Here is a 21,080-nt window from a genome sequence, read left to right on the forward strand (position 1 = left end):
TGCTGGGGGCTCGGCCCCCAGCTTTGTGGGGGTAATCGAGATGCGCTTTGGCAAGGATTTCTACTCTGGTCTGGTCTTTGCCGTGATCGCTGGGTGGATGATCTCGGAGAGTCAAAAGATAAGAAGGCTGAGGTTCGATGTTCTGGACAACGCTTTCTTCCCAACGATGGCTGCGGTCCTGTTATTGATCTTTTCAGCTGGGCTGATCGTGCAGGCGTTGCTCAGCAAAGAGAAATCTTCTCCTTTCAGAGTCAAGAAACCGGTCAGGATCGTTCTGTTCCTTGCCAGCTGCATAGCTTACGTCCTTTTGATGGAACCTGCAGGTTTTTTGCTATCGAGTATTCTGTTCGCCTTGGCCACTTGTTTGATCATATCCTGGCCGTTCAAAGCTAAAACGATCGTTTATTCTGCGATCTTTTCTGTTGCGACGAGCTACGTGATCTGGTACGTTTTCGAGAAACTGCTTCGATTGGTGCTTCCCTGAGGTGAGAAAATGACGATAAAGCTCGCTTACGACAAGGATAAACACCTCGAGATCGAAATACCAAATCGAAACCTTTTGTCCATCGCTCAGGCACGTTTCCCCCGTGCGGCTGTCGATCCTACAGCCGAGTTGAAGAGATCTCTTCTTAATCCGATCGGTTCGGCAAGGCTGAGCGAGATCGTCGATAGTCGAAGCAGGGTCGCCATCGTTGTGACGGACATGACGCGGTACGCCATGGATGAAATCGTGAGCGAACTTTTACTGGAAGAGCTCCACAGATCCGGTGTGAAAAAAGAGAACGTTTTCTTTTTGATCGCCCTCGGTACGCACAGACCTATGAGTCGTGAAGAGATCGAAGAAAAGCTCGGGAAAAGGATCGTCAGTGAGTACGCCGTGTACAACCACGATTGTCGAAACGATCTGGTCTATCTTGGAGAAAGTTCTGCAGGCTTTCCGATGAAAATCAACAAAAGGTTGATGGAAGCGGATGTGAAGATCACCGTTGGTGTGATCGAACCACATTTGTTCGCCGGCTACAGTGGTGGTGTGAAGACCATCTGCGTTGGTCTAGCCGGGATGGAGACCATAGGTGCCACGCACAGTTTGAGGGTGCTTTCAGATGCGAGGACCAGGCTCGGTGTCATAGAAAACAACATCTTCAGAGAGTTTTTGAACGAGATGGCTGAGAAGGTGAGGATCGATTTCACGGTCAACCTTGTGTTGAACGAGGAAAAACAGCTCGTTGCAGCGTTCTCGGGCCATCCCATAAAATCCTTCGAGACCGCTGTGAAATTCACAAGATCGTGCGTGGAGGTAAAGGTACCGGCGGTTGCGGACGTCGTGATCTCCTGCCCAGGTTATCCGAAGAGTGTGAATCTTTATCAGGCCACGCGCGCCGCGAACTCCGTGGTCCTTGGTCCCAAGCCAGTTGTGAAAAAGGGTGGGATCATTCTCATACCCGCACGGTGTGAAGACGGTCTTGGGGACGACAGTTACTACAGGTTCATGTCCAGTTTCGACAGCTTCGCCAGTTTCAGAGAGCACGTATTCACACACGGCTTTGGCGTCGGGGAGCACAAATCTTACGTTCTCGCGAGGATTTTGTCTCACGCTTCGATCGTTATGAGCGATTGTGAGATAGAAGACGATGTTTTGAGAAGGATCTTCCTTTCGAAGGTTTCCACGCTTCAACGAGCTGTGGATCGGATTTTGAGTGAGAATCCCAACGCGGAGTTCCTCGTGATACCGAACGGTGTGCACACGATACCCATACTGGAGGGATAAGAGATGAAGGTGATGATCGTTCAGCCAATCCATGAGAACGGTGTGAAAATGCTTCTGAACGCGGGTTTTGAGGTGATTCACGCGTCCAGTCCCGAACCGTCCGTCGTGGCGAGGGAGATCGTCGATTGTGACGGGGTCATCGTTAGAACAGCCCCTTTCACGGCCGAGATCATAAGAAGCGCTCCGAAACTCAAAGTCATCGCGAGGCACGGCGTGGGAGTGGACAACATCGACGTTGAAGAAGCTTCGAAACACGGAATTTACGTCGTCAACACCCCGAACGCGAACGCACTCTCCGTGGCCGAGGCAACGGTCGCTTTCATACTCGCTCTGGCGAAGAAGCTCAAGGAGATGGACGTGGCCACTCGAAAAGGAGAATTCAAAATAAGGGACCTGTTCTCGACTATGGACATCGACGGCAAGGTCCTCGGAATAATCGGGCTCGGCAGGATAGGTTCGCTCGTTGCGAAGAAATGCCAGGCGGCTTTCTCCATGAAGGTTCTCGCTTTCGATCCTTACATCGACCCAGCCAGGGCGTTTGAGCTCGGCGTCGAGCTCGTTTCACTCGAACGATTGCTGAAGGAATCTGATTTCGTCACGATTCATGTTCCCCTGACTCCAGAAACGAAAGGTATGATAGGTGAGGCACAGCTGCGTTTGATGAAACCGACGGCCTACATCATCAACATGTCGCGGGGCCCGATATGGGACGAGCTCGCCGTGTTGAAGGCCGTTGAGGAAGGATGGATCGCTGGGGCGGCCACGGACGTGTTCGTCGAAGAGCCTCCAAAGCCCGATCATCCTTTCTTCAAATGCGAGAAGATCCTGCTCACTCCGCACAACGCCGCACTGACGAAAGAGTGTGTCGTCCGCATGGCCGAAGGTGCCGCCCAGGGTGTGATAGAGGTTCTGACGGGTAAAAGGCCGAGCTTTCCGGTGAATATGGACCTGCTCAAGAAGTACGGAAAGATATGAGGGAGGGACATGAAGATGTCGTTCGTTCCGAAGGGAGTCATTCCGGCAGTCGTCACTCCGATGAACAAAGATGAGAGCATCAACGAATCGGCGTTCAGAAAGCTCTTAAACTACCTCGTTGACAACGGCGTTCACGGGGTTTTCATCATAGGAAGCCAAGGAGAATTCTATGCACTGACGAGAGAAGAAAAGATTAGGCTCATGGAAATAGCCGTGGAAGAAGTGAACGGTCGAGTCCCCGTCTATGCGGGTACAGGTGGCATAACCACGCGTGAGGTCATCGAACTCAACGATGCTGCAGAGAAGATCGGAGTCGATGCGGTTTCGATCATCACACCATACTACATCAGCCCCTCTCAGGAAGAACTGTACGAACATTACGTGAAGATCGCTAAGGCCACGAAGCTTCCTGTGCTGCTTTACAACAATCCCGGAAGGACAGGCGGTGTGAAGCTCGAACCAAGGACAGTGGAAAGGCTCGCGGAGATAGACAACATCGTCGGTATAAAGGACAGCAGCGGCGATTTGACCAACACCAGCGATTACATAAGGAGGACCAAAGGTAAGAACTTCCACGTGCTCGCGGGCAGAGACACGCTCATACTCGCGACGCTTCTGTACGGCGGAACCGGTTCGATCGCAGCCACGGCGAACGTCGCGCCGAAACTGGTTGCGAGCATATACGACTACTTCGTGAAGGGTGATCTCGAGAACGCAAAACGTGCCCAGGAAGAACTCACACCGCTGAGGCTCGCCTTCGAACTTGGAACGTTCCCGGTGGTCATCAAGGAAGCGTTGAACATGATCGGTATCGAGGCGGGTCCAGCGCGTGGACCAATAAGATCACTGAGCGAGGAGAAGAAGGCGGAACTGAGGAAAGTTCTTCAGAACATGAAACTTCTGTGAGGTGAAAAGGATGCTTCGGGAGAACAGAACGAAAAAGCTTTTGAAGGAAGGAAAACACGCGATAGGCATCATGGTGAGTGAGATAAGGACTCCCGGCATAGCCCAGATGCTGGCGACGGCGGGATTCGATTTCTTCGTGATCGACATGGAACATTCCCCATTCAGTCTCGAAACCGTTCAGGACATGGTGTGGGCCGCGAGGGCTGGGGGCATAACTCCCATCGTGAGGGTGCCCACCAGGTACGGCCATCACAACCTCTCGAGGCCTCTCGACAGTGGTGCGGAGGGTTTGCTCGTACCGCAGGTTCAGACGCGCGAAGAAGTCGAAGAGATAATCAGGGCGACCAAGTATTATCCTCTCGGCGAAAGGGGCATGGCGCTCAGGAGGACCCCCACAGGATTCGCCTCCTACAAGGGTGAGGAAGTGACTCGGTGGGCCAACGAGAACACGCTGATCATACTGCAGATAGAAAGCAAAAAAGCCATAGATCATCTTGAAGAGCTCATCATGCCCGGTGTCGACGCGTGCCTCATAGGACCCAACGATCTCTCTCAGAGTCTTGGCGTGCCTGGCGATACGAAACATCCTCTCGTACAGGAGTACGTAGAAAAGTTCGTGGAAAAGTGCTTGAAACTGAACGTTCCTTGTGGTATACATCTTCCTAGCCCGGAAGCTCTGCAGCCCTGGATCGAAAAGGGCATGAAGCTTCTGATGTGTTCGAGTGATATCAACTTGATCGTCGATAACGGCAAAAAGATCGTCGACACGTTGAAACAGATGACCCAAGGGAGGTGAACGAATGTATCCCTGGCACGACACGTTCCACATGGGACTGATACACTTCATGGCTTACCCCGGCGCGAAGAGCGAAGAAGAGATACTTTCAACGGTGAAAAGAGTGCTCGCCGATGAGTTCTTTCAGGCCATAGAGGTGAGTGCCCTCGTTGAGGAAGACACTTTGAAAAAGATCGGAAAGATGTGTGAGGTCGCCAGAGTCGAACTGCTCGTCGCGGCACAACCGCTGGTCCTCTCTAAGAAATTGAATCTGAACTCTCTCAACGAAGAAGAAAGAAAAGCCGCCGTACAGGAAATCAAAAAGGCGATCGACAAAGCCTACACGGCGAACGCGAAAGCGATAGCCTTTCTGAGTGGTAGGATGCCTGAAAGGGACAGGCTCGAGACGGCCAAAGAAAGGTTGATCGATTCTCTTTGTGAAATATGTTTCTACGCGAAAGAAAGATCGGCGCAGTACGGTTACACGCTGGCTGTGAACCTTGAGGTGTTCGATTACTCGATCGAGAAGAACGCGCTCGTAGGTCCCGCACCGATCGCCTTCGAGGTAGCATCGAGGGTCAGAGCTTTCCACGACAACTTCGGTTTAACGATCGATCTTTCGCACCAGCCACTCGTGTTCGAAGATTCGTTCTACACGCTCGGCTTGCTTTCACCCTTCGTGACGCACATCCACGTGGGCAACGCCGTGCTCGAACCGGGCCATCCAGCCTACGGAGACCAGCATCCAAGGTTTGGAATAAAGGGTGGAAAGAACGATGTGGATGAACTCGCCTATTTCTTGAAGGCGCTCTACAAGATCGGTTACTTCGATAAAAAAGTTGCCACAGAGAAACCAATCGTATCCTTCGAGGTCAAACCCTTGGCAGATGAAGATCCCGATCTTGTGGTTGCGAACGCGAAGAGAACTTTCTTGGCGGCCTATGCAAAATTTCTGAAGGAGGTTTGAGGAATGAAGAGGTTCAAAGTTTTCGTGACTCGCCAGATCCTTCCAGAGGGTTTGAACATGCTCAAAGAAAAGTTCGACGTCGAGGTCAGCGACTACGACGGGGTCATTCCGAGGGACGTGCTGTTGAAGAAGGTTAGAGGTGTCGATGCGTTGCTCTGTTTGCTCACCGACAACATAGACGCAGAGGTCATGGACGCAGCCGGGCCGAATCTGAAGATCATAGCGAATTACGCCGTCGGTTACAACAACATCGATGTTGAAGCGGCGACCAAGAGAGGCATCATGGTGACGAACACACCGGGAGTTTTGACCGAAACCACGGCGGATTTCGCCTGGGCACTCTTGATGGCCATAGCGCGCAGGGTCGTCGAGGCGGACAAGTTCGTGAGGGCTGGAAAGTTCCGCGGCTGGGAACCCATGCTCCTTCTCGGTAACGATGTCTACGGTGCGACGCTCGGTGTCGTTGGTTTCGGGCGTATAGGTCAGGCCGTGGCGCGCAGGGCACTCGGCTTCAACATGAGGGTGCTCTACTACGACAGCAAGAGGGTGCCGGAAGAGATCGAGAAAGAATTGAAAGCAACCTTCGTCGATCTTCCAACGCTCCTGAAAGAATCAGATTTCGTCACACTCCACGTTCCACTCACCAAGGAAACCTATCATTTGATAGGCGAAAAAGAACTCAAGATGATGAAAAAGGAAGCCTATCTCATCAACACCGCGAGAGGACCCGTCGTGGACGAAAAGGCGCTCGTGAAGGCTCTGAAGGAAGGCTGGATCAAAGGAGCTGCCTTGGACGTCTTCGAGAACGAACCTGAAATCGAGCCCGAACTGCTCACCTTGGACAACGTTGTGCTCGCACCACACATCGCGTCTGGTTCTTACGCGACCAGATCGAAGATGTCGATCATGGTTGCCGAAAACATCATCAAAGCCTTGAACGGAGAAGTACCACCCAACCTGGTCAATCCGGAAGTGCTTCAGAAGAGAAAGTGAGGGCTTTCGCCCTCACTTTTTTTACGAAGTGAGCTTTTTCATGGAGTTCACATGGAGCATTCTTGCCAGAACTATGAGGACAGCTATTCCGATGGGCAGCAGAACGAACGGGCTGATCTTGAAGATACCATACAGCAGATACATCACCAGCGCCACCACCGCGCAGACTATGGCGTATGGAAGCTGTGTGTTCACGTGGTCCATGTGGTCACAACCTGCGAAGATCGAAGACAGAACAGTCGTGTCGGAGATCGGAGAGCAGTGGTCACCGAAGATGGCACCTGCGAACACCGCTCCCGCCATCACCGTCGTTGATAGCCAGGGATCTTTTGTGATGTTGTACGCCACAGGTATCGCGATGGGTGTGAGGATCGCCATCGTGCCCCAGGAAGTTCCCGTCGAGAAAGAGATTAACATGCCTATCGAGAAGACGATCGCGGGCACCAGAGCGAACGAAACGTTCTCACCAACCAGAGAGACGACGTAGTCTGCAAGCTTCATATCCTTCGTCACAGTCCCGATCGACCATGCCATCACCAGTATTGCACACGCCAGGAGCATGAGTTTGAAGCCTTCGAGAAGCGTTCTCATCGCTTCCGCAACGTTCATCAACCTGAATCCGAGTGCTATCACGATTCCGACCAGAGACATCGCGAAAGCGCCCCAGAGCAACGCAGTCGCCGCATCGGCATTCCCAAGTTTTTCGATGAGCGTTTCACCGCCCGCCGATGCGCCCGTGTAGTAGAAACCGAATATGGTAACCCCCACGAGCGCCACTATGGGAAGAACGAAGGTCATTATCATGGGTTTCTTCTCGATGGGTTTTCCGAGCTCGAAGTCTATGTTCAACATGGGCATGGCACCGTCTCTGGAAGTTTTCCCCTCTCTTTCTGCCCTGATTTCCGCCTTCAGCATGGGACCGAAGTCCCAGCCGCTCAGAGCGATTATCCCGACGAAGAGGACGGTGAAGATGCAGTAGAAGTTGAACGGAATGCTCGCTATGAAAGCGGCCATGGGAGCGACGGTCGTTATTCCCGCCGCTGTCAGACCGTTCTGGATCATCGCGAGCTGGTACGCTATCCAGTCGGAGATGAAGAACGTGGCGACCGGCGCGGATGTGGAGTCGAGGATGTAAGAAAGCTTCTCCTTGGAGATCTTGCGCTGTTCGAAGATGTCCCTCATCACGTTTCCAACGATCGCCGAGTTGATGTAGTCGTTGAAGAACACGATCACACCCAGGAGCCACGCCCACACGTTGGCCGACCTTCTGGACTTTATCTTCACGCGCGCCCAGTCCGCCAGCGCCTTGCTACCACCCAGTCGCCAGATGAAGGCGATACCCGAACCCATGAGCAGGTTGAACAACAGAAGCTTCGCGTTCCATTCGTCCGCCATGGAGCCGATGATCTTCTCGAGTGAGTAAACCACGCCTGCGATGGGGTTGAAATTGTTCAAAAGTAATCCACCAGTGAAGATACCGAGAAACAGAGAGAGTACGACGTTCTTTGTTATGAAGCACAGGACGATGGCCACGAGCGGAGGAAGGATGGACCACGCAGTACCTTCCACGTTCATACCCCCCAACAAAGTTTGTGGTTGCTATTATTATAGCGTTGTGCTTCCGGACTCGTGAGTTGCAATATTCGAAAAGGAAAAGAACAATTTTTTGACCCTCCCGACCAGAGGGTATGAAATTTCTGCGTGGTACGCACAGTTGCTTCAAAAGCAAGTGCGTTCCTGCTTCGCGCACGAGACATCGCTGTGATGACTTTCTGTACTTGTGGACTGAGCTTGAAGGAAAATGAAAACGTTCAGCTCTTTCCGTACAGATGGCACGCCACGGTGTGACCGGGCGCCACTTCCATCAACACCGGTTCCACTTCGCTGCAGACAGGCATCGCGTAGGGACATCTGGTGACGAACCTGCATCCCTGTGGGGGATTCAGCGGACTCGGCACGTCTCCCTTGAGGATTATCTTCTTTCGTTTGAGCTTCGGATCAGGAACAGGAACGGCAGAGATGAGGGCTTTCGTGTAAGGATGGAGGGGATTCAGATAGAGTTCTTCACTGTCGGCAACTTCCACGAGCTTTCCAAGGTACATCACACCGATCCTGTGCGAGATGTATTTGACGACGTTCAAAGCGTGAGAGATGAAGAGGTAAGCCACGCCGAGTTTGGCCTGGAGGTTCTCCAGGAGTTTGAGTATCTGACTCTGTATGGAAACGTCCAGCGCAGAAACGGCTTCATCACAAACGATCAAATCGGGCTGCGTTGCGAGCGCTCGGGCGATGCAGATCCTCTGCCTCTGACCGCCGGAAAACTCGTGTGGATATCTGTTCATGTGTTCCGCGGAGAGTCCCACCATCTCGAGGAGTTCTTTCAATCTCAGTTCCACTTCTTTTCCCTTCGCGAGTTTGTGGTAAGCGATGGCTTCACCCACGATCTCTTTCACAGGAAGCCTGGGATTGAGAGAACTGAACGGGTCCTGAAAGACTATCTGCATCTTCGGTCGGAGCGATCTGAGCTGTTTCTGAGTCAGTTTCGTTATGTCCACACCATTGAACAGGATCTCACCGCTCGTCGGTGTTTCGAGCATGAGGACACATCTTCCGGTGGTCGTTTTTCCACAACCGCTCTCGCCGACCAGACCGAAGGTTTCTCCGCGCTTTATGTGAAAGCTTACCCCATCGACTGCCTTCACCACGGCAACCGTTCTTTGAAGTATGCCTGCTCTGACTGGAAAGTGCTTCACCAAGTTCCTCACTTCCAGCAGTACTTCGTTCATGCTTTCACTTCCTCCGGTTCGGACCCTCTCAGAAAGCACCTGACTCTCCTGTGTTCGTTCACATTTATCAACGCTGGAACCTTCTCTCTGCACAGGTCGAACGCGTAAGCGCAGCGTGGATGGAACCTGCAACCGGCCGGTAGGTCCATGGAGTTGGGAACGTTCCCTTCTATGGTGTAGAGTGGCTTTTTGCCGGGTTCGAGTTTGGGTATGGACCTCAAGAGTCCTTCGGTGTACGGATGGAGCGGTGATTCAAACAGATCGACGCAGGGAGCTTCTTCCACTATCTGGCCCGCGTACATCACGATGACCCTATCGCACATCTCGGCGATGACACCAAGATCGTGCGTTATCAACAACACGCTCATGCCGAAAGTTTTCTTCAGCTGAGCGATGAGATCGAGTATCTGAGCTTGAACCGTCACATCCAGCGCCGTGGTCGGTTCATCCGCGATCAAAAGTCTTGGATTGCACGCAAGCGCCATGGCTATCATGGCGCGCTGTCTCATACCGCCGGACATTTGGTGTGGATAATCGTTGTAGCGTTTCTCGGGATTGGGAATGCCCACGAGCCTGAGCAGCTCGATCGCTTTCTTTTTAGCCTCCTCTGAGCTCACGTTCTGGTGTGCTGTGATGGCTTCCGCGATCTGTTTTCCCACGGTGATGACGGGATTGAGCGATGTCATGGGTTCTTGAAAGATCATCGAGATCGCGTTCCCCCTGATCCTTCTCATTTCAGCCTCGGGAAGCTCGAGCAGGTTTTTCCCGTCGAAGAACACTTTGCCAGAAACGATTCTGGCCGGAGGAACCGGCAGGAGCCTCATTATCGCCAAGGAAGTCACAGACTTCCCACAGCCCGATTCCCCCACCATCCCCAGCACCTCTTCCGTTCCGACGGAAAAACTCACCCCATCCACGGCATGAACGATCCCGTCACTGGTGAAGAACTTGACGGTGAGATCTTCCACACGGAGCAGTTCTGCCATAGACATCACCTTTGAGGTATTATCCTTCTGGCTCCTATGTACTTTCTATCCAGATCCGCCGAATAGTCCGGATCGCTGGGATCGAAGCTGTTTATCGCAACACCCTTGCTACCCGAGTGTATGTACTTCATGTTTCCCATGTAGATACCGACGTGCGACGGCCCAGCCTTGTAGGTTTGGAAGAACACAAGATCGCCTGGTTTCAGTTCCTTCCTATCCTGCACGGGTTCACCCTGCTGGAACTGCATGTCCGCATCGCGTCTCAGGAAATAACCCGCCATTTTGAAGCAAAACTGTGTGAAGCCAGAGCAATCGAACCCGTAAGACGTGGTGCCCGCCCAGAGGTAGGGCAAGCCAAGATGTTGCTTCGCCAGTTCGATGATGTACTGGGCATCCTTCTTCGTGGCGAACACCTTGTCACGGCTTTCGAACAGTTCCGCATCCTTCGAAGCCACGAAGAATTCTCTACCATCGGGCAACTTCAAGATCAACCATTCGTCCTCCGCTTTGATGCACGGTAGAGTCGTTCCCTGCACGAGGTTCTCCCGCGTTCTTGCCTGTGGTTCCGGCGCCGTGTAAAGCTGTGCGAACCTGGCAACGATAAGTGCGAAAGGACCCGAAAGGTAATTTTTGAGTTCCTCATCGTTCATCGTCACGATCTTCGACCCATCGATCCATCCCAAGTACGAATCTTCCATCTGCACAAGGTACCAGTCTCCATCCTTCTTCAGAAGTTTCAGTATCTCTCCCATCCGCGCCTGTGTCACGGCGTTCTTCTGAAGGGTTCTTCCTGGTGCGTCCATCAGGTTCGCAACGACCACGTTCACCACCGCGTGTTTCTTCTCTCCAACAGACTCGTCCGGAAGGAGCTTTATTTTGTCCTCGAACGTGACGTTGAGCTCTTTCAGTCTTTCGACCAGAAGGGTTTTCAACTCTGCGTTCGAGACTTCTCCGAACAGGCTCAGCCTTCCACCTTCTGCCGCAACTTTGACATCGAACACCGTCTCCCTCGGCTCGACGTTGAATTCTCTTTTAAACAACTCGATCTGTTGCTTCACCGTCTCCAGCCCTTCCACGCTAACACCACTCCCAAAGAGCGATATGACGATCAGGATAGAGCAGATCAAAATCATCCTCTTCACCTTCATCGCTTCCCTTCATTGTTTCAGTCTCGGATCGAAGGCATCCCTGAGTCCGTCTCCGAGAAGGTTGAAGGCAAAAGTGGCCAGCATGAGCACCACACCGGGCCAGACCGCGTACCAGGGTTGGATTCGCAAATACGCGCTCGCAGACCTTATCATGTTGCCCCAGCTCGGTGTTGGTGGAAGGATGCCCAGTCCGAGGAACGAAAGACCGGCCTCCGCAAGGATCGCACCGGGTATGCCGAGCGACACCGAGACGATGATCGGACCCATGCAGTTCGGAAGAATGTGCTTAACGATGATGCGAAAGTCTGAAAGTCCCTGCGCTCTCGCGGCTTCGACGAATTCGGTTTCCTTCAGATATATGACCTGGCTCCTGACCAGTCGTGCCTTGCCCGCCCATCCGATCACCGAGAGCGCTATGAACATGTTCGTCAAACCCGGACCGAGTGCGAACATCATGCCTATGTAAAAGAGGAGCTCCGGAAACGCGAAGAGCATGTCCGCAACTCTCATCGTCACCATGTCGATAACCCCGCCGTAGTACCCTGCCAGAGAGCCGACGATGATCCCTATGGCCGTGGTGATGAGCTGGGTCATGACACCAACAGTCAACGAAATCCTCGCACCGTAGATCAACCTTGAAAGGATGTCCCTGCCGTACTCGTCGGAGCCGAGCAGGTACACACCGTTCTTGCAGATCCGCGAAGGTGAGCCCATGGGTTTCAAACGGTTTTGAAGATCGATCTTGTTCGGATCTGCGGGGGCAAGCAAAGGTGCGAATATGGCAACGAACGTGACGAAGATGACGAAGATCAGTCCGAACATCGCAGCCTTGTTCTTTCTCAACCTTCTGAAGGCGTCTGAGTACAATGAAGCGGCCTTCCTCTCAGCCACGAAAGATTACCTCCTACTTCAACCTGACCCTCGGGTTCAAAAAGGCGTAGGATATGTCCACGATCAAGTTTCCCAGAATGTAAACGATCGCCGTGAAAACCACCGTTCCCTGCACGAGTGGGAAATCGCGTTGAGACAGCGCCCAGACAGACAACCTTCCGAGTCCCGGTATTGCGAAAACAGTTTCGGTCAGGATCGAACCTGTCAGGAGCCCGCTCAGCTGCATTCCGAGGATCGTGACGACTGGTATCATCGCGTTCTTGAGTGCGTGTACGAAGATCACCCTCCTCTCCGCCAGACCTTTGGCCCGGGCGGTTCTTATGTAATCCTGTCTTATCACGTCCAGCAGGGCGCTTCTGGTGTAACGCGCGATCGAAGCGGCGAACCTCGTACCCAGAACGATCGCCGGCAAGATCATGTGTTTGAAACTGTAGTAACCAGATATCGGAAACCAGCCGAGCTTCAAACCGAAGATCAGTTGGGCCACGACTGCAACCCAGAACACCGGTGCGCTTATTCCGGCGAGCGCCAGGATCATCATGAACCGATCCAGGAAAGAGTACTGCTTCACGGCGGAGATGATGCCGGTAGTCACCCCGAGCGCTATCGCCACCAGGTACGAACTGAGGGCCAGCTTGAGCGTGGTCGGGAACGTGTCGGCGATCATCTTCGAAACGGGCAGATTGGTTTTGAACGATCTGCCAAGATCTCCCCTCAGGAGGTTGAACAGGAATCTGAGATACTGCACCACGAGAGGATCGTTCAACCCGAGCTGTTCTCTGATCTGCTGGATCGTTTCTGGATCCGCATACTTTCCAACCATTTCCAGAACCGGGTCCCCGGGCACAACGTTGAGCAGGATGAAGGTTATCAATGTTACACCCACAATGACCGGTATGGAATAGAGCAATCGGCGGACGATGTATTGAACCACTATCGTTTTCCCCCTGAAAGGGCGGGCGAGGGCCCGCCCGAAGGTTCACTCTTTGTAGGCGTAGAGGTATACCGTTATTCCCGTTGGGTGCGCGATTATACCGTGCACGTTCTTCTGAGTTGCGAGCAGGTATTTCAGGTGGAACAGCGGTATGACTGCCACGTCTTCTCTGATGATTTTGTATTCTATCTCTCTGTACATCTGCGCTCTCTTCTCAGGATCTACTTCAACCCTTGCCTTCTTGATCATTTCCTGAACCTCTTTGTTGTTGTAGCCTGAGGACATCTGGTTGTTCTCACCGAAGAACACGCCGATGTAGTTGTCTGGATCTGGAATGTCGGCCCACCAGTTACCGTAGTTCGCAGGTATTTTGCCCTCGCGCCTTGCCTGCCGGAACGCCGCACTTTCAACGGGTATGATCTCCAGGTCTATACCGACTTCCTTCGCCATCGCCTGGATTATGATGTTCGGTTGCGACAATGTATCTCCACCCCATTGCCAGGCCGTGACCTTTCCGATGTTTCCAAGCTGTGCAACCAGCTTTTTCGCTTCCTCGGGGTTGTAATCGTACGCGGGTCCCTGACCGAGCGGGTAGGAACCTGGAATACCGGGTGTGACGAAACTGGTGGCGACCGTCGCCCTGGGACCGAAGACTGCCTCTGCGAGTTCTTTCTTGTTGATCGCCATCGCCATGGCCTTTCTCAGGATCGGGTTGGACCATTTCGGATCGCTCATGTTCATGAGGAAGTAGTAGGTGTTCAGCGCTTCTTTTTCAATGATGTTGTACTTGCCGGAGGCTTTCAACCTCTCGTACTCGAGCACGGGTATCGTCACCAGATCGAGCGTTCCCGCTTCGAACTCCATCAACGCCGTGGTGGAGTCTGGGACTATTCTGAAGACTATCCCGTCTAAGTACGGAAGGCCCTGCTCGAAATAGTAGGGGTTCCTTTCGAAAACGATCTCGGTGTTGGGAACGTGTCTCTTCAGCCTGAACGGACCCGTACCAACCGGGTTGAGCCTCCAGTTGTCACCTGCGGCCTTGACGAGTTTTTCCGAATAGATGGACGCACCGGGCACCGCCAGGTGGTACAGGAACGGCGCGTAGGGTTCTTTCAGGATGATCTGGAATCTGTAGTCGTCGATCTTCTTGAAGCCTTCCAGGCTCGTCGATTGACCTTTCATGAATGCTTCCGCGCCGAGTATCGGCTCGAACAGCCACTTGCTCGCCCCGCGACCCTTGGGATTGAGCATCCTCTCGATCGTGAATTTCACATCGTCGCTGGTGAGTTCCGTCTTTCCATCGTGGAACTTGATACCCTTCTTCAGCTCGAACGTGTACACTCTGCCGTCTTCGGATATCTCCGGCATTTTCGCGAGCAATTCTGGTTCGAGTTCGAGCGTCTCACCCTTGTACCTCACCAAGGTGCTGAACAAAAGCCTCGCCATCGCGTAGGTCTGCAGCGTGGTGTCTTCCTGCGGGTCGAACGTCATTCTGTCGGTCGTGAAGTAATCGTGCAGCACGCCGCCTCTCTTCGGAGCCTGTGCGAAGAACGTTGCCACTGCGAAGATCAGCACCGCTACCAGAAGGACCTTTCTCATACGAACACCCCCTAAACTGAGTTGTGGGAAAACATCACAGCAGTTTGCAAATCAAATCCTCTTTCTCTCCGAACAGCAGATCGATCAAGGGTATCTCGAGCAACGTATAGCAACCAGGCTTCTGTTTGACACTCGCCCTGGCTGCGGCCACCATGACCTGTGCCGTCGCAGCCGGGTTGTTCACAGACATGTGGTACTCCATCTTCTGGTTACAGGCACCTGCGGATGTCCCCTTCCTTTCAATTTTCACACAGTGGCCCATGTCGATCAAGTCCTTCACGCTGTTCACCTGGTTTATGTAGACCTCATCGTGACAGAAGTAGGGATCTTCGGCGATCTTCTTCGCCACGTCTGCGAAATCGTAGCCTTCCTCCAGCTCGACGTAAACGAGCCTCGCGTGCACACCCATACCCTTCGGGCAGGTGATCGAAACGGCGTCCCTCACCCCTTCGATCCTCTTCACCGCTACCGTGTGACCCATGCTCATACCGGGTCCAAAGTTCGTCCAGGTGATTCCCCTTGGTGCGATGATCTGCATGATCGCCCTCACGAGCGAATCGGTCCCGGGGTCCCACCCCGCAGACACGATCGCCACGCAGTTGTTTTCTTTGGCTATCTCATCTAACTGTTTCTTCAACCTCAGGGCGCCTTCAGAACCGTGTATGTCGTACGCATCCACCGTGTTGATGCCTTTGAAAAGGAATTTCGACGCAACGTTCGGCACCGCCCGACTGTCGATCGCCAGAATCGCGACGTCTGGTTTCTCAAGCTGGTCGATGTCGCTCGTCACAGGCAGCTCGCTGAACTGACCAGCGATCTGAGCCACCCGTTCTGGCAACTCCACGATCCCCACAGGCTGCATATCTTCTGACTCTCTCACCGCTTGAAGAACGTACCTTCCGACGTTCCCCATGCCGACGATGGCCACCTTGATCTTTTGCATTTTCCCCCTCGCTTTCTACGAAACACATCGATGAACTCTACGAAACACAGGTTACCACATTTTAATACATAAAGTCAAGAAACAGACTTAACATACAAATCTTATAAGCTTTGAAGTAACCCTTTGCGTTTCTTTTCCAGATGGAGAGAATTCTTAACACGATCGTTACCTGCAAAAGCAAAGCATAACTTTGAGTGATGTTATAAAACAAGTAGAAACATATTTGAGCCCTTTGCACAGTCGCTCTGAGCGTAATTTTGCCAAATTTTTGTAACTGAGTTTCATACCAGGTAACTAGGAACGGTGGAGATTGCGGCTAAAGCGGCTAAAGATGAAACGTAGAGCCAAGAATCTGATATCTGATAAAGAGGAGGCGGAAACATGGCGGTTTGGATGGTTGTTTTGTTGTTCCTGGCGATTGTTTTTATCATTTATTCCACCGTTCGCTGGAAACTACATCCATTTCTCGCGTTGATTTTTGCTGCATTTTTATATGGGTTACTGTCTGGGATGAAGTTGGGCGACATAGTAAAATCCATCACGGATGGTTTTGGTGCAACTGTGAGTTCCATAGGTATAGTGATTACTGCGGGAACGATCATTGGTTTTTTTCTTGAAAGATCCGGTGGAGCATTTACAATGGCAGAGTCTGTGTTAAAACTGACAGGTAAGAGAAATGTACCGTTAGCTATGAGTATTATAGGATACATAGTTTCTATTCCTGTTTTCTGCGATTCTGGTTTCGTTATTCTAACCCCCCTCAACAAAGCTTTGACAAAACGTGCGAACCTTTCACTTGCAACAACTGGAATAGCACTGAGCCTGGGGCTTTACGCAACGCACACTATGGTTCCACCAACCCCGGGCCCAGTTGCCGCTGCAGGTGCCTTGGGTGCGGATTTGGGTCTCACAATATTGATGGGTTTGATAGTATCTGTTCCAGCGATAATCGTAGGGTGGTTGTTCTCAATAAAACTCGCTTCAAAAATATACATAGACCCCGAGCCGGAATTGACGGAGGAAGAGATCCATAAGAAGATGAAGGAAGCACCATCGGCGGCGAGTGCGTTTCTTCCAATTGTTCTTCCGATAATTCTTATTGTTTTAAAATCTATTTCCGACTTTCCGACGAAACCGTTTGGTCAGAGTCTGTTCCGCGATTTTGTTGGCTTCCTTGGTCATCCAGTAACGGCACTGATGATAGGGGTACTCGTTGCGTTTTTGCTGCCGAGGAAGCTCGACAGTGAGATATTCTCGATGACAGGCTGGGTTGGTCAAGCTGTACAACAGGCTGGCTTTATAATTCTTATTACTGCGGCTGGTGGCTCATTTGGCAGAGTTCTACAGAATTCTGGTATAGCGAACGTCATAGGTCAGTATCTTTCGACTGCGAACCTTGGAATGTGGCTACCTTTCATAATAGCTGCGGCAATCAAAACGGCTCAGGGTTCATCCACAGTGGCTATAATAACCACTTCATCCCTGTTGGCTCCTCTTATGGATTCTTTAGGGTTCACCTCTGCGATGGCAAAAGCTCTCGTCGTCGTAGCGATAGGAGCAGGCTCTATGGTCGTATCACACGCTAATGATAGCTATTTTTGGGTAGTCTCACAGCTTTCAAAGATGGATGTTAAAACAGGTTACAGGCTCCAAACTTTCGGCACACTAATCGAAGGTATTACAGCTGCGGTTGTAGTCTGGGTTTTGAGTCTTCTCCTGATATGATCAATCATATCATTTGGTAAACAGACCCCGAGGCGCTGACCTCGGGGTCTTTGCAAAATTTAAGGATATTGTTTTCCAGCGCAGGAGCGGCTCTACAGAGTGTATTCGGCTCGCAAGGAAAAAAGCCATGGGCGAATTACCTTGGTACCATACCATCTGTGGGCGAACAGAGAGGCAGGGCCCATGGTGGTCTGGCTGAACGTTGTTTGTTGAACCGTGCTCACAGGCGAAGATGTCACTCAGTGATAGTGGTCGGGCAAGAGAAATTAAAACTAATTGGCACTCGTTGACAAAAATTCGACTGTACAAGAACTATCCTTTGTGCAAGTTTAGGCGGGGTCTGTGCCCTCGCCTTCTCTCTCAGCAGAAAGCTCTGCTTCTTGGCTGTCTGCATACGGATGAGTGCTCTGTGAAACCATTTTGAGTAATTCATCGTAGACTGGTTTTGTTTCGAGAAATCCCGATGCTATGTAAGCGACGATTGATACAAGCAGTAGAGTCATGAAATGCCCGAATGACCCTACAAGCTCGGCGGTGAGCACAACACTGGTCAATGGAGCCCTCACAACGGCGGTGAGAAAACCTGCTATGCCTAAGATTGCGAAATTCGGCAGATAGAAAACATCAACAATCCCCACAGAAGTAATCGCCTGGTGATACAGCGAACCTATCATGGCACCGATCGCAACCATCGGTAAAAAGATCCCACCGGGTGCCCTTGAGCCGTAACTGATCAACGTAAAGAAAAACTTGCAGATGAGTAGAATCAAAATAGTCCTCAGAGAAAATAAACCGGCCGAAACACCATCTACCAGTTCGTGACCACCACCCAATACCTGTGGCAGACTCAACATGAAAAACCACGCCAGGGCTGTTGGAATCAAGATATGGAACCTCTTGATTTTCTTAAAGATGTCAACAAACCACAAAAGTGATCTCTCAAAAAGCCATCCTGATACCCCGAGAAGAGTTCCCAATAGCACAACCAATCCATAATACTTAACAGGCAAAACGCCTTCCAAATGAATGGAAAATACTGGACCTGTACCAAAAAACAATTTGGAAACGAGATCAGCACTGACCACCGCAACCGCACAATTCAAAGCATTTTGTAGAGAAAAACTTCTTTGAAGTTCTTCCACTGAAAAGGCAATCGCTGCCAAGGGTGCGTTGAAAGCTGCGGCAAGCCCGGCACAAGCACTAACTGTTATGAATTGCTCTCTTTGAGAATCGAGACCACCAAACTTGTTGTAGAACCAGTGTCCAACCGTCGAGCCGATATGTATGGACGGTCCCTCTCTCCCAAGCGAAAGACCATTGAAGATTGCCAGTATACCCCCGACGAATTTGCCAGTCAATACCTTCAGTGGATCGTAATCCATCTTCTTTGCGATCAAAGCCCTGACCTGTGGTATACCACTACCACTGATGAAAGGAAGCCTTCGAACAACAACCTCTAAGATGAGAGCAATGAATATTGACAGTATTACCCACAGGAGGAAGCTGTGATTCAGCGCCAGTAGCGTTCTAACGTTATCTACCTTGACTATGCAAAGTCTGTACAAAGCGACAATGACACCGGCGACAGATCCCATCAGAGCGCTTCGCAATAAGGCGTACAAAAAATTCGAACGCTGATCCACCTTTTCTCCCACCTGCAAATTCGTCTGGTTTCAATCAGCAGAGTAACATCCATTTTTTTCAGTGAATTGACAGTTTGGTAGAGCCAAAACAAAATCACTTGTCACAAAGGAGTACCTTGGAAGGTGCCACTTGGTTTTAAAAGAGAACTCGAGAGAGACTGGGCAGCAACGCAAATGGGTGAATCCGCCATGCAGTACTTTTTGAAGATCATACTTCCACTTTCAAGACCCATAATTGCCGGTGCTGCGATCATAAACTTCACCTACGCGTGGAACATGTACCTCTGGCCCATGATCGTGGCCATGGATGATAGGATGAAGACCGTGCAGGTGGCCATCAACATGATCATAAACGCGGAATCTTCGAACAACTGGGGAATCATAATGGCAGGAACAATGATCGCGCTCGCACCGACACTGCTCTTGTTCTTCTTCCTGCAGGATCTCTTCGTCAAATCGCTCACGAGCAGTGGAATAAAAGGTTGAAGCTTTCGAAGGTTGTCACCCGGCTGGTAAGATCCTGAGCGATCTATTCTTAAAACGAACGTTCCACGTTTCGATCGTTTTCATTCTTTCCAATTTGGACAAAAAGGCGTTCAAATGATAGAATAACCAGAAAGAAAGGATGAGTCAGGGGGCGATTTCTTGCAAAAGTCTGCCTTCTCAATCAATAGAAATGTTTTCATTTCTTCTTTCTTAATACTGTTCGTTCTGCTCATCGTTGCTGGTTTTCTGACACGCGTGCTTCCGACAGGAACCTTCGAGAGGCATACCATAGATGGGAAAACATTTGTCGACTTCAATTCCTATAGACCTCTTGAGACAAAGAGGTTGCCCATCTACAGGTGGTTCACGGCACCGATCGAGGTCCTGCTGAGCCCGGATGGACCGAGGATCGTGGCCCTCCTGTTGCTCTTACTCGTGGTCGGCGGTTCTTTCTCCATCCTTCACGAAACGTCCGTTCTGAACTACGCCGTTTTCTCTCTGATCGTTCGCTTCAAAAACAGGAAGAATCTTCTCATCGCGATGGTCACCTTGGTTTTCATGTTGTTCGGTTCCATGCTGGGTCTATTCGAGGAAGTTGTTCCATTCGTACCCATCGTGGTTCAGCTTTCTTTGCAGATGGGCTGGGGCGAATTTCTGGGCCTTGGAATGAGCATTCTGGCGGCAGGCTTTGGATTTTCTGCTGCCACGTTCAATCCCTTCACGGTATTGCTGGCGCAGAGCCTCGCAGGACTTCCCGCATTTTCGGGTTTGCTGTTCAGAATCTTGATTTTCGTAGCGATCTATTCGCTCTTGATTTTCTTCCTTCTGAGATATTCGAAGAAGTTCGGTAGGAACGCGAGTGTGAACGAACAGAACATCGAAACTGTCGACAGTACTACCAGGAGGGCTTTCAGAACGTTCGTGTTTTTCGTGATTTTGATGGTCGCAGTCATCCTTATAGCATTTTTCTTCACAGCGTTGCAGACTTATCTGGTCCCTGTGATCGCTCTGATCTATCTCTTGATGGGTTTCTTCTGTGGGCTTTCTGCGAAGGCTGGTTTTTTGAACGTTCTCAAAATCTTCTCCAGAGGCCTTTTGACCATCTTACCATCGACGCTGTTGATACTGCTCGCGGCGAGCATCAAGCATGTCGTTGAGCGAGGTATGGTCATGGACACGATCCTCCATCGAGCTGTCGGTCTGCTTGGAAGTGGACATATAAGAGTTGCACTGATGGTCTATCTCATCGTGCTGGTTTTGAATTTCTTCATCCCTTCCGCTTCGGCGAAGGCGTTTTTGTTGATGCCCCTGCTGGTTCCTATCGCCCAGCTCACGGGACTTTCCAGGCAAGTTCTGGTGCTGTCCTTCATCTTCGGAGATGGTTTCTCCAATATGATCTTTCCAACGAATCCCGTGCTCTTGATATCTCTATCGCTGGCGAGTTTCAGCTACTTTAAGTGGTTCAAAAAGACGATATCGCTGCAGATTCTCGTTTTTCTTGTGACTGTTATCTTTCTCATCGTGGCAGTTCTGATCGAGTACGGTCCTTTCTGAG

At 51.3% G+C, this 21,080-nt stretch carries 20 protein-coding genes; 11 read left to right on the forward strand and 9 right to left on the reverse strand.

Annotation, left to right across the window (positions count from 1 at the left end; translation table 11 throughout):
- Positions 1-40 precede the first annotated feature (40 nt).
- Genes TSP01S_RS02005 through gyaR form a run of 7 tightly spaced genes read left to right on the forward strand, consistent with a single transcriptional unit; the run spans position 41 to position 6,384 of the window.
- Positions 41-484, forward strand: a complete 444-nt coding sequence (locus TSP01S_RS02005) for a tripartite tricarboxylate transporter TctB family protein (RefSeq protein WP_041076031.1) — start codon at positions 41-43, stop codon at positions 482-484.
- Between the two features lie 9 nt (positions 485-493).
- Positions 494-1,768, forward strand: coding sequence for a nickel-dependent lactate racemase family protein (locus TSP01S_RS02010; RefSeq protein WP_041076033.1), 1,275 nt, complete (start codon positions 494-496; stop codon positions 1,766-1,768).
- A gap of 3 nt (positions 1,769-1,771) precedes the next feature.
- Positions 1,772-2,743, forward strand: a complete 972-nt coding sequence (locus TSP01S_RS02015; protein ID WP_041076035.1) for a hydroxyacid dehydrogenase — start codon at positions 1,772-1,774, stop codon at positions 2,741-2,743.
- Between the two features lie 9 nt (positions 2,744-2,752).
- A complete protein-coding gene (gene dapA / locus TSP01S_RS02020) occupies positions 2,753-3,649 on the forward strand; it encodes a 4-hydroxy-tetrahydrodipicolinate synthase (RefSeq protein ID WP_041076037.1) in 897 nt (298 codons plus the stop codon).
- 10 nt (positions 3,650-3,659) lie between these two features.
- Positions 3,660-4,445 (forward strand): HpcH/HpaI aldolase family protein, encoded by a 786-nt coding sequence (locus TSP01S_RS02025; RefSeq protein WP_052463453.1) that lies wholly within the window; start codon positions 3,660-3,662, stop codon positions 4,443-4,445.
- Positions 4,446-4,449: 4 nt separating this feature from the next.
- Entirely contained in the window at positions 4,450-5,391 is a 942-nt protein-coding gene (locus TSP01S_RS02030) for a TIM barrel protein (RefSeq protein WP_041076039.1), read from the forward strand.
- A 3-nt stretch (positions 5,392-5,394) separates the two neighbouring features.
- The gene (gene gyaR, locus TSP01S_RS02035; RefSeq protein ID WP_041076041.1) at positions 5,395-6,384 is read left to right on the forward strand and encodes a glyoxylate reductase; all 990 of its coding nucleotides are present in this window, start codon (positions 5,395-5,397) and stop codon (positions 6,382-6,384) included.
- 21 nt (positions 6,385-6,405) lie between these two features.
- Here gyaR and TSP01S_RS02040 read toward each other — a convergent pair whose 3' ends face one another.
- The 8 genes from TSP01S_RS02040 to TSP01S_RS02075 all read right to left on the reverse strand — a co-directional run bounded on the left by TSP01S_RS02040 (position 6,406) and on the right by TSP01S_RS02075 (position 15,671).
- Complete coding sequence (locus TSP01S_RS02040; protein WP_041076043.1) at positions 6,406-7,959, reverse strand: Na+/H+ antiporter NhaC family protein; 1,554 nt, start codon at positions 7,957-7,959, stop codon at positions 6,406-6,408.
- Positions 7,960-8,195: 236 nt separating this feature from the next.
- Entirely contained in the window at positions 8,196-9,170 is a 975-nt protein-coding gene (locus TSP01S_RS02045; protein WP_041076045.1) for an ABC transporter ATP-binding protein, read from the reverse strand.
- Positions 9,167-10,156, reverse strand: a complete 990-nt coding sequence (locus TSP01S_RS02050) for an ABC transporter ATP-binding protein (RefSeq protein ID WP_144380608.1) — start codon at positions 10,154-10,156, stop codon at positions 9,167-9,169. Before TSP01S_RS02050 ends, TSP01S_RS02045 begins: the two co-directional genes overlap by 4 nt.
- 5 nt (positions 10,157-10,161) lie before the next feature.
- Positions 10,162-11,304 (reverse strand): C40 family peptidase, encoded by a 1,143-nt coding sequence (locus TSP01S_RS02055; protein WP_041076049.1) that lies wholly within the window; start codon positions 11,302-11,304, stop codon positions 10,162-10,164.
- Between the two features lie 9 nt (positions 11,305-11,313).
- Positions 11,314-12,195 (reverse strand): ABC transporter permease, encoded by an 882-nt coding sequence (locus TSP01S_RS02060; RefSeq protein WP_041076051.1) that lies wholly within the window; start codon positions 12,193-12,195, stop codon positions 11,314-11,316.
- A gap of 13 nt (positions 12,196-12,208) precedes the next feature.
- Positions 12,209-13,129: an ABC transporter permease gene (locus TSP01S_RS02065; protein ID WP_041076053.1), complete on the reverse strand. Its 921-nt coding sequence runs from the start codon at positions 13,127-13,129 to the stop codon at positions 12,209-12,211.
- A 45-nt stretch (positions 13,130-13,174) separates the two neighbouring features.
- A complete protein-coding gene (locus TSP01S_RS02070; RefSeq protein ID WP_041076055.1) occupies positions 13,175-14,728 on the reverse strand; it encodes an ABC transporter substrate-binding protein in 1,554 nt (517 codons plus the stop codon).
- 34 nt (positions 14,729-14,762) lie between these two features.
- Positions 14,763-15,671 (reverse strand): diaminopimelate dehydrogenase, encoded by a 909-nt coding sequence (locus TSP01S_RS02075; RefSeq protein WP_041076057.1) that lies wholly within the window; start codon positions 15,669-15,671, stop codon positions 14,763-14,765.
- Between the two features lie 381 nt (positions 15,672-16,052).
- Between TSP01S_RS02075 and TSP01S_RS02080 the strand changes: the two genes are divergently transcribed.
- Both TSP01S_RS02080 and TSP01S_RS10415 read left to right on the forward strand, forming a co-directional pair.
- Positions 16,053-17,396, forward strand: coding sequence for a GntP family permease (locus tag TSP01S_RS02080; RefSeq protein ID WP_041076059.1), 1,344 nt, complete (start codon positions 16,053-16,055; stop codon positions 17,394-17,396).
- A gap of 99 nt (positions 17,397-17,495) precedes the next feature.
- On the forward strand, positions 17,496-17,609 hold the full coding sequence (locus TSP01S_RS10415; RefSeq protein WP_408033231.1) for a hypothetical protein: 114 nt from the start codon (positions 17,496-17,498) through the stop codon (positions 17,607-17,609).
- A 116-nt stretch (positions 17,610-17,725) separates the two neighbouring features.
- Here TSP01S_RS10415 and TSP01S_RS02085 read toward each other — a convergent pair whose 3' ends face one another.
- Positions 17,726-18,991, reverse strand: coding sequence for a ClC family H(+)/Cl(-) exchange transporter (locus TSP01S_RS02085; protein WP_231848585.1), 1,266 nt, complete (start codon positions 18,989-18,991; stop codon positions 17,726-17,728).
- A gap of 171 nt (positions 18,992-19,162) precedes the next feature.
- On the opposite strand from TSP01S_RS02085, the gene TSP01S_RS02090 reads away from it, so the two are divergent.
- Positions 19,163-19,525 carry an ABC transporter permease subunit gene (locus TSP01S_RS02090; protein ID WP_231848586.1) on the forward strand — a complete coding sequence of 121 codons (363 nt, stop codon included), beginning with the start codon at positions 19,163-19,165 and terminating at the stop codon, positions 19,523-19,525.
- Between the two features lie 159 nt (positions 19,526-19,684).
- Complete coding sequence (locus TSP01S_RS02095) at positions 19,685-21,079, forward strand: YfcC family protein (RefSeq protein WP_041076061.1); 1,395 nt, start codon at positions 19,685-19,687, stop codon at positions 21,077-21,079.
- Position 21,080 lies beyond the last annotated feature (1 nt).

The organism is Thermotoga caldifontis AZM44c09 (genome assembly GCF_000828655.1).
GTDB lineage: Bacteria > Thermotogota > Thermotogae > Thermotogales > DSM-5069 > Pseudothermotoga_A > Pseudothermotoga_A caldifontis.

Coding starts and splice junctions, on each gene's coding strand:
- TSP01S_RS02005 (WP_041076031.1), top strand. CDS start 41: ATGCGCTTTGGCAAGGATTTCTACTCTGGTCTGGTCTTTGCCGTGATC.
- TSP01S_RS02010 (WP_041076033.1), top strand. CDS start 494: ATGACGATAAAGCTCGCTTACGACAAGGATAAACACCTCGAGATCGAA.
- TSP01S_RS02015 (WP_041076035.1), top strand. CDS start 1,772: ATGAAGGTGATGATCGTTCAGCCAATCCATGAGAACGGTGTGAAAATG.
- dapA (WP_041076037.1), top strand. CDS start 2,753: ATGAAGATGTCGTTCGTTCCGAAGGGAGTCATTCCGGCAGTCGTCACT.
- TSP01S_RS02025 (WP_052463453.1), top strand. CDS start 3,660: ATGCTTCGGGAGAACAGAACGAAAAAGCTTTTGAAGGAAGGAAAACAC.
- TSP01S_RS02030 (WP_041076039.1), top strand. CDS start 4,450: ATGTATCCCTGGCACGACACGTTCCACATGGGACTGATACACTTCATG.
- gyaR (WP_041076041.1), top strand. CDS start 5,395: ATGAAGAGGTTCAAAGTTTTCGTGACTCGCCAGATCCTTCCAGAGGGT.
- TSP01S_RS02040 (WP_041076043.1), bottom strand. CDS start 7,959: ATGAACGTGGAAGGTACTGCGTGGTCCATCCTTCCTCCGCTCGTGGCC.
- TSP01S_RS02045 (WP_041076045.1), bottom strand. CDS start 9,170: ATGAACGAAGTACTGCTGGAAGTGAGGAACTTGGTGAAGCACTTTCCA.
- TSP01S_RS02050 (WP_144380608.1), bottom strand. CDS start 10,156: ATGGCAGAACTGCTCCGTGTGGAAGATCTCACCGTCAAGTTCTTCACC.
- TSP01S_RS02055 (WP_041076049.1), bottom strand. CDS start 11,304: ATGAAGGTGAAGAGGATGATTTTGATCTGCTCTATCCTGATCGTCATA.
- TSP01S_RS02070 (WP_041076055.1), bottom strand. CDS start 14,728: ATGAGAAAGGTCCTTCTGGTAGCGGTGCTGATCTTCGCAGTGGCAACG.
- TSP01S_RS02075 (WP_041076057.1), bottom strand. CDS start 15,671: ATGCAAAAGATCAAGGTGGCCATCGTCGGCATGGGGAACGTCGGAAGG.
- TSP01S_RS02080 (WP_041076059.1), top strand. CDS start 16,053: ATGGCGGTTTGGATGGTTGTTTTGTTGTTCCTGGCGATTGTTTTTATC.
- TSP01S_RS02085 (WP_231848585.1), bottom strand. CDS start 18,991: ATGGGATCTGTCGCCGGTGTCATTGTCGCTTTGTACAGACTTTGCATA.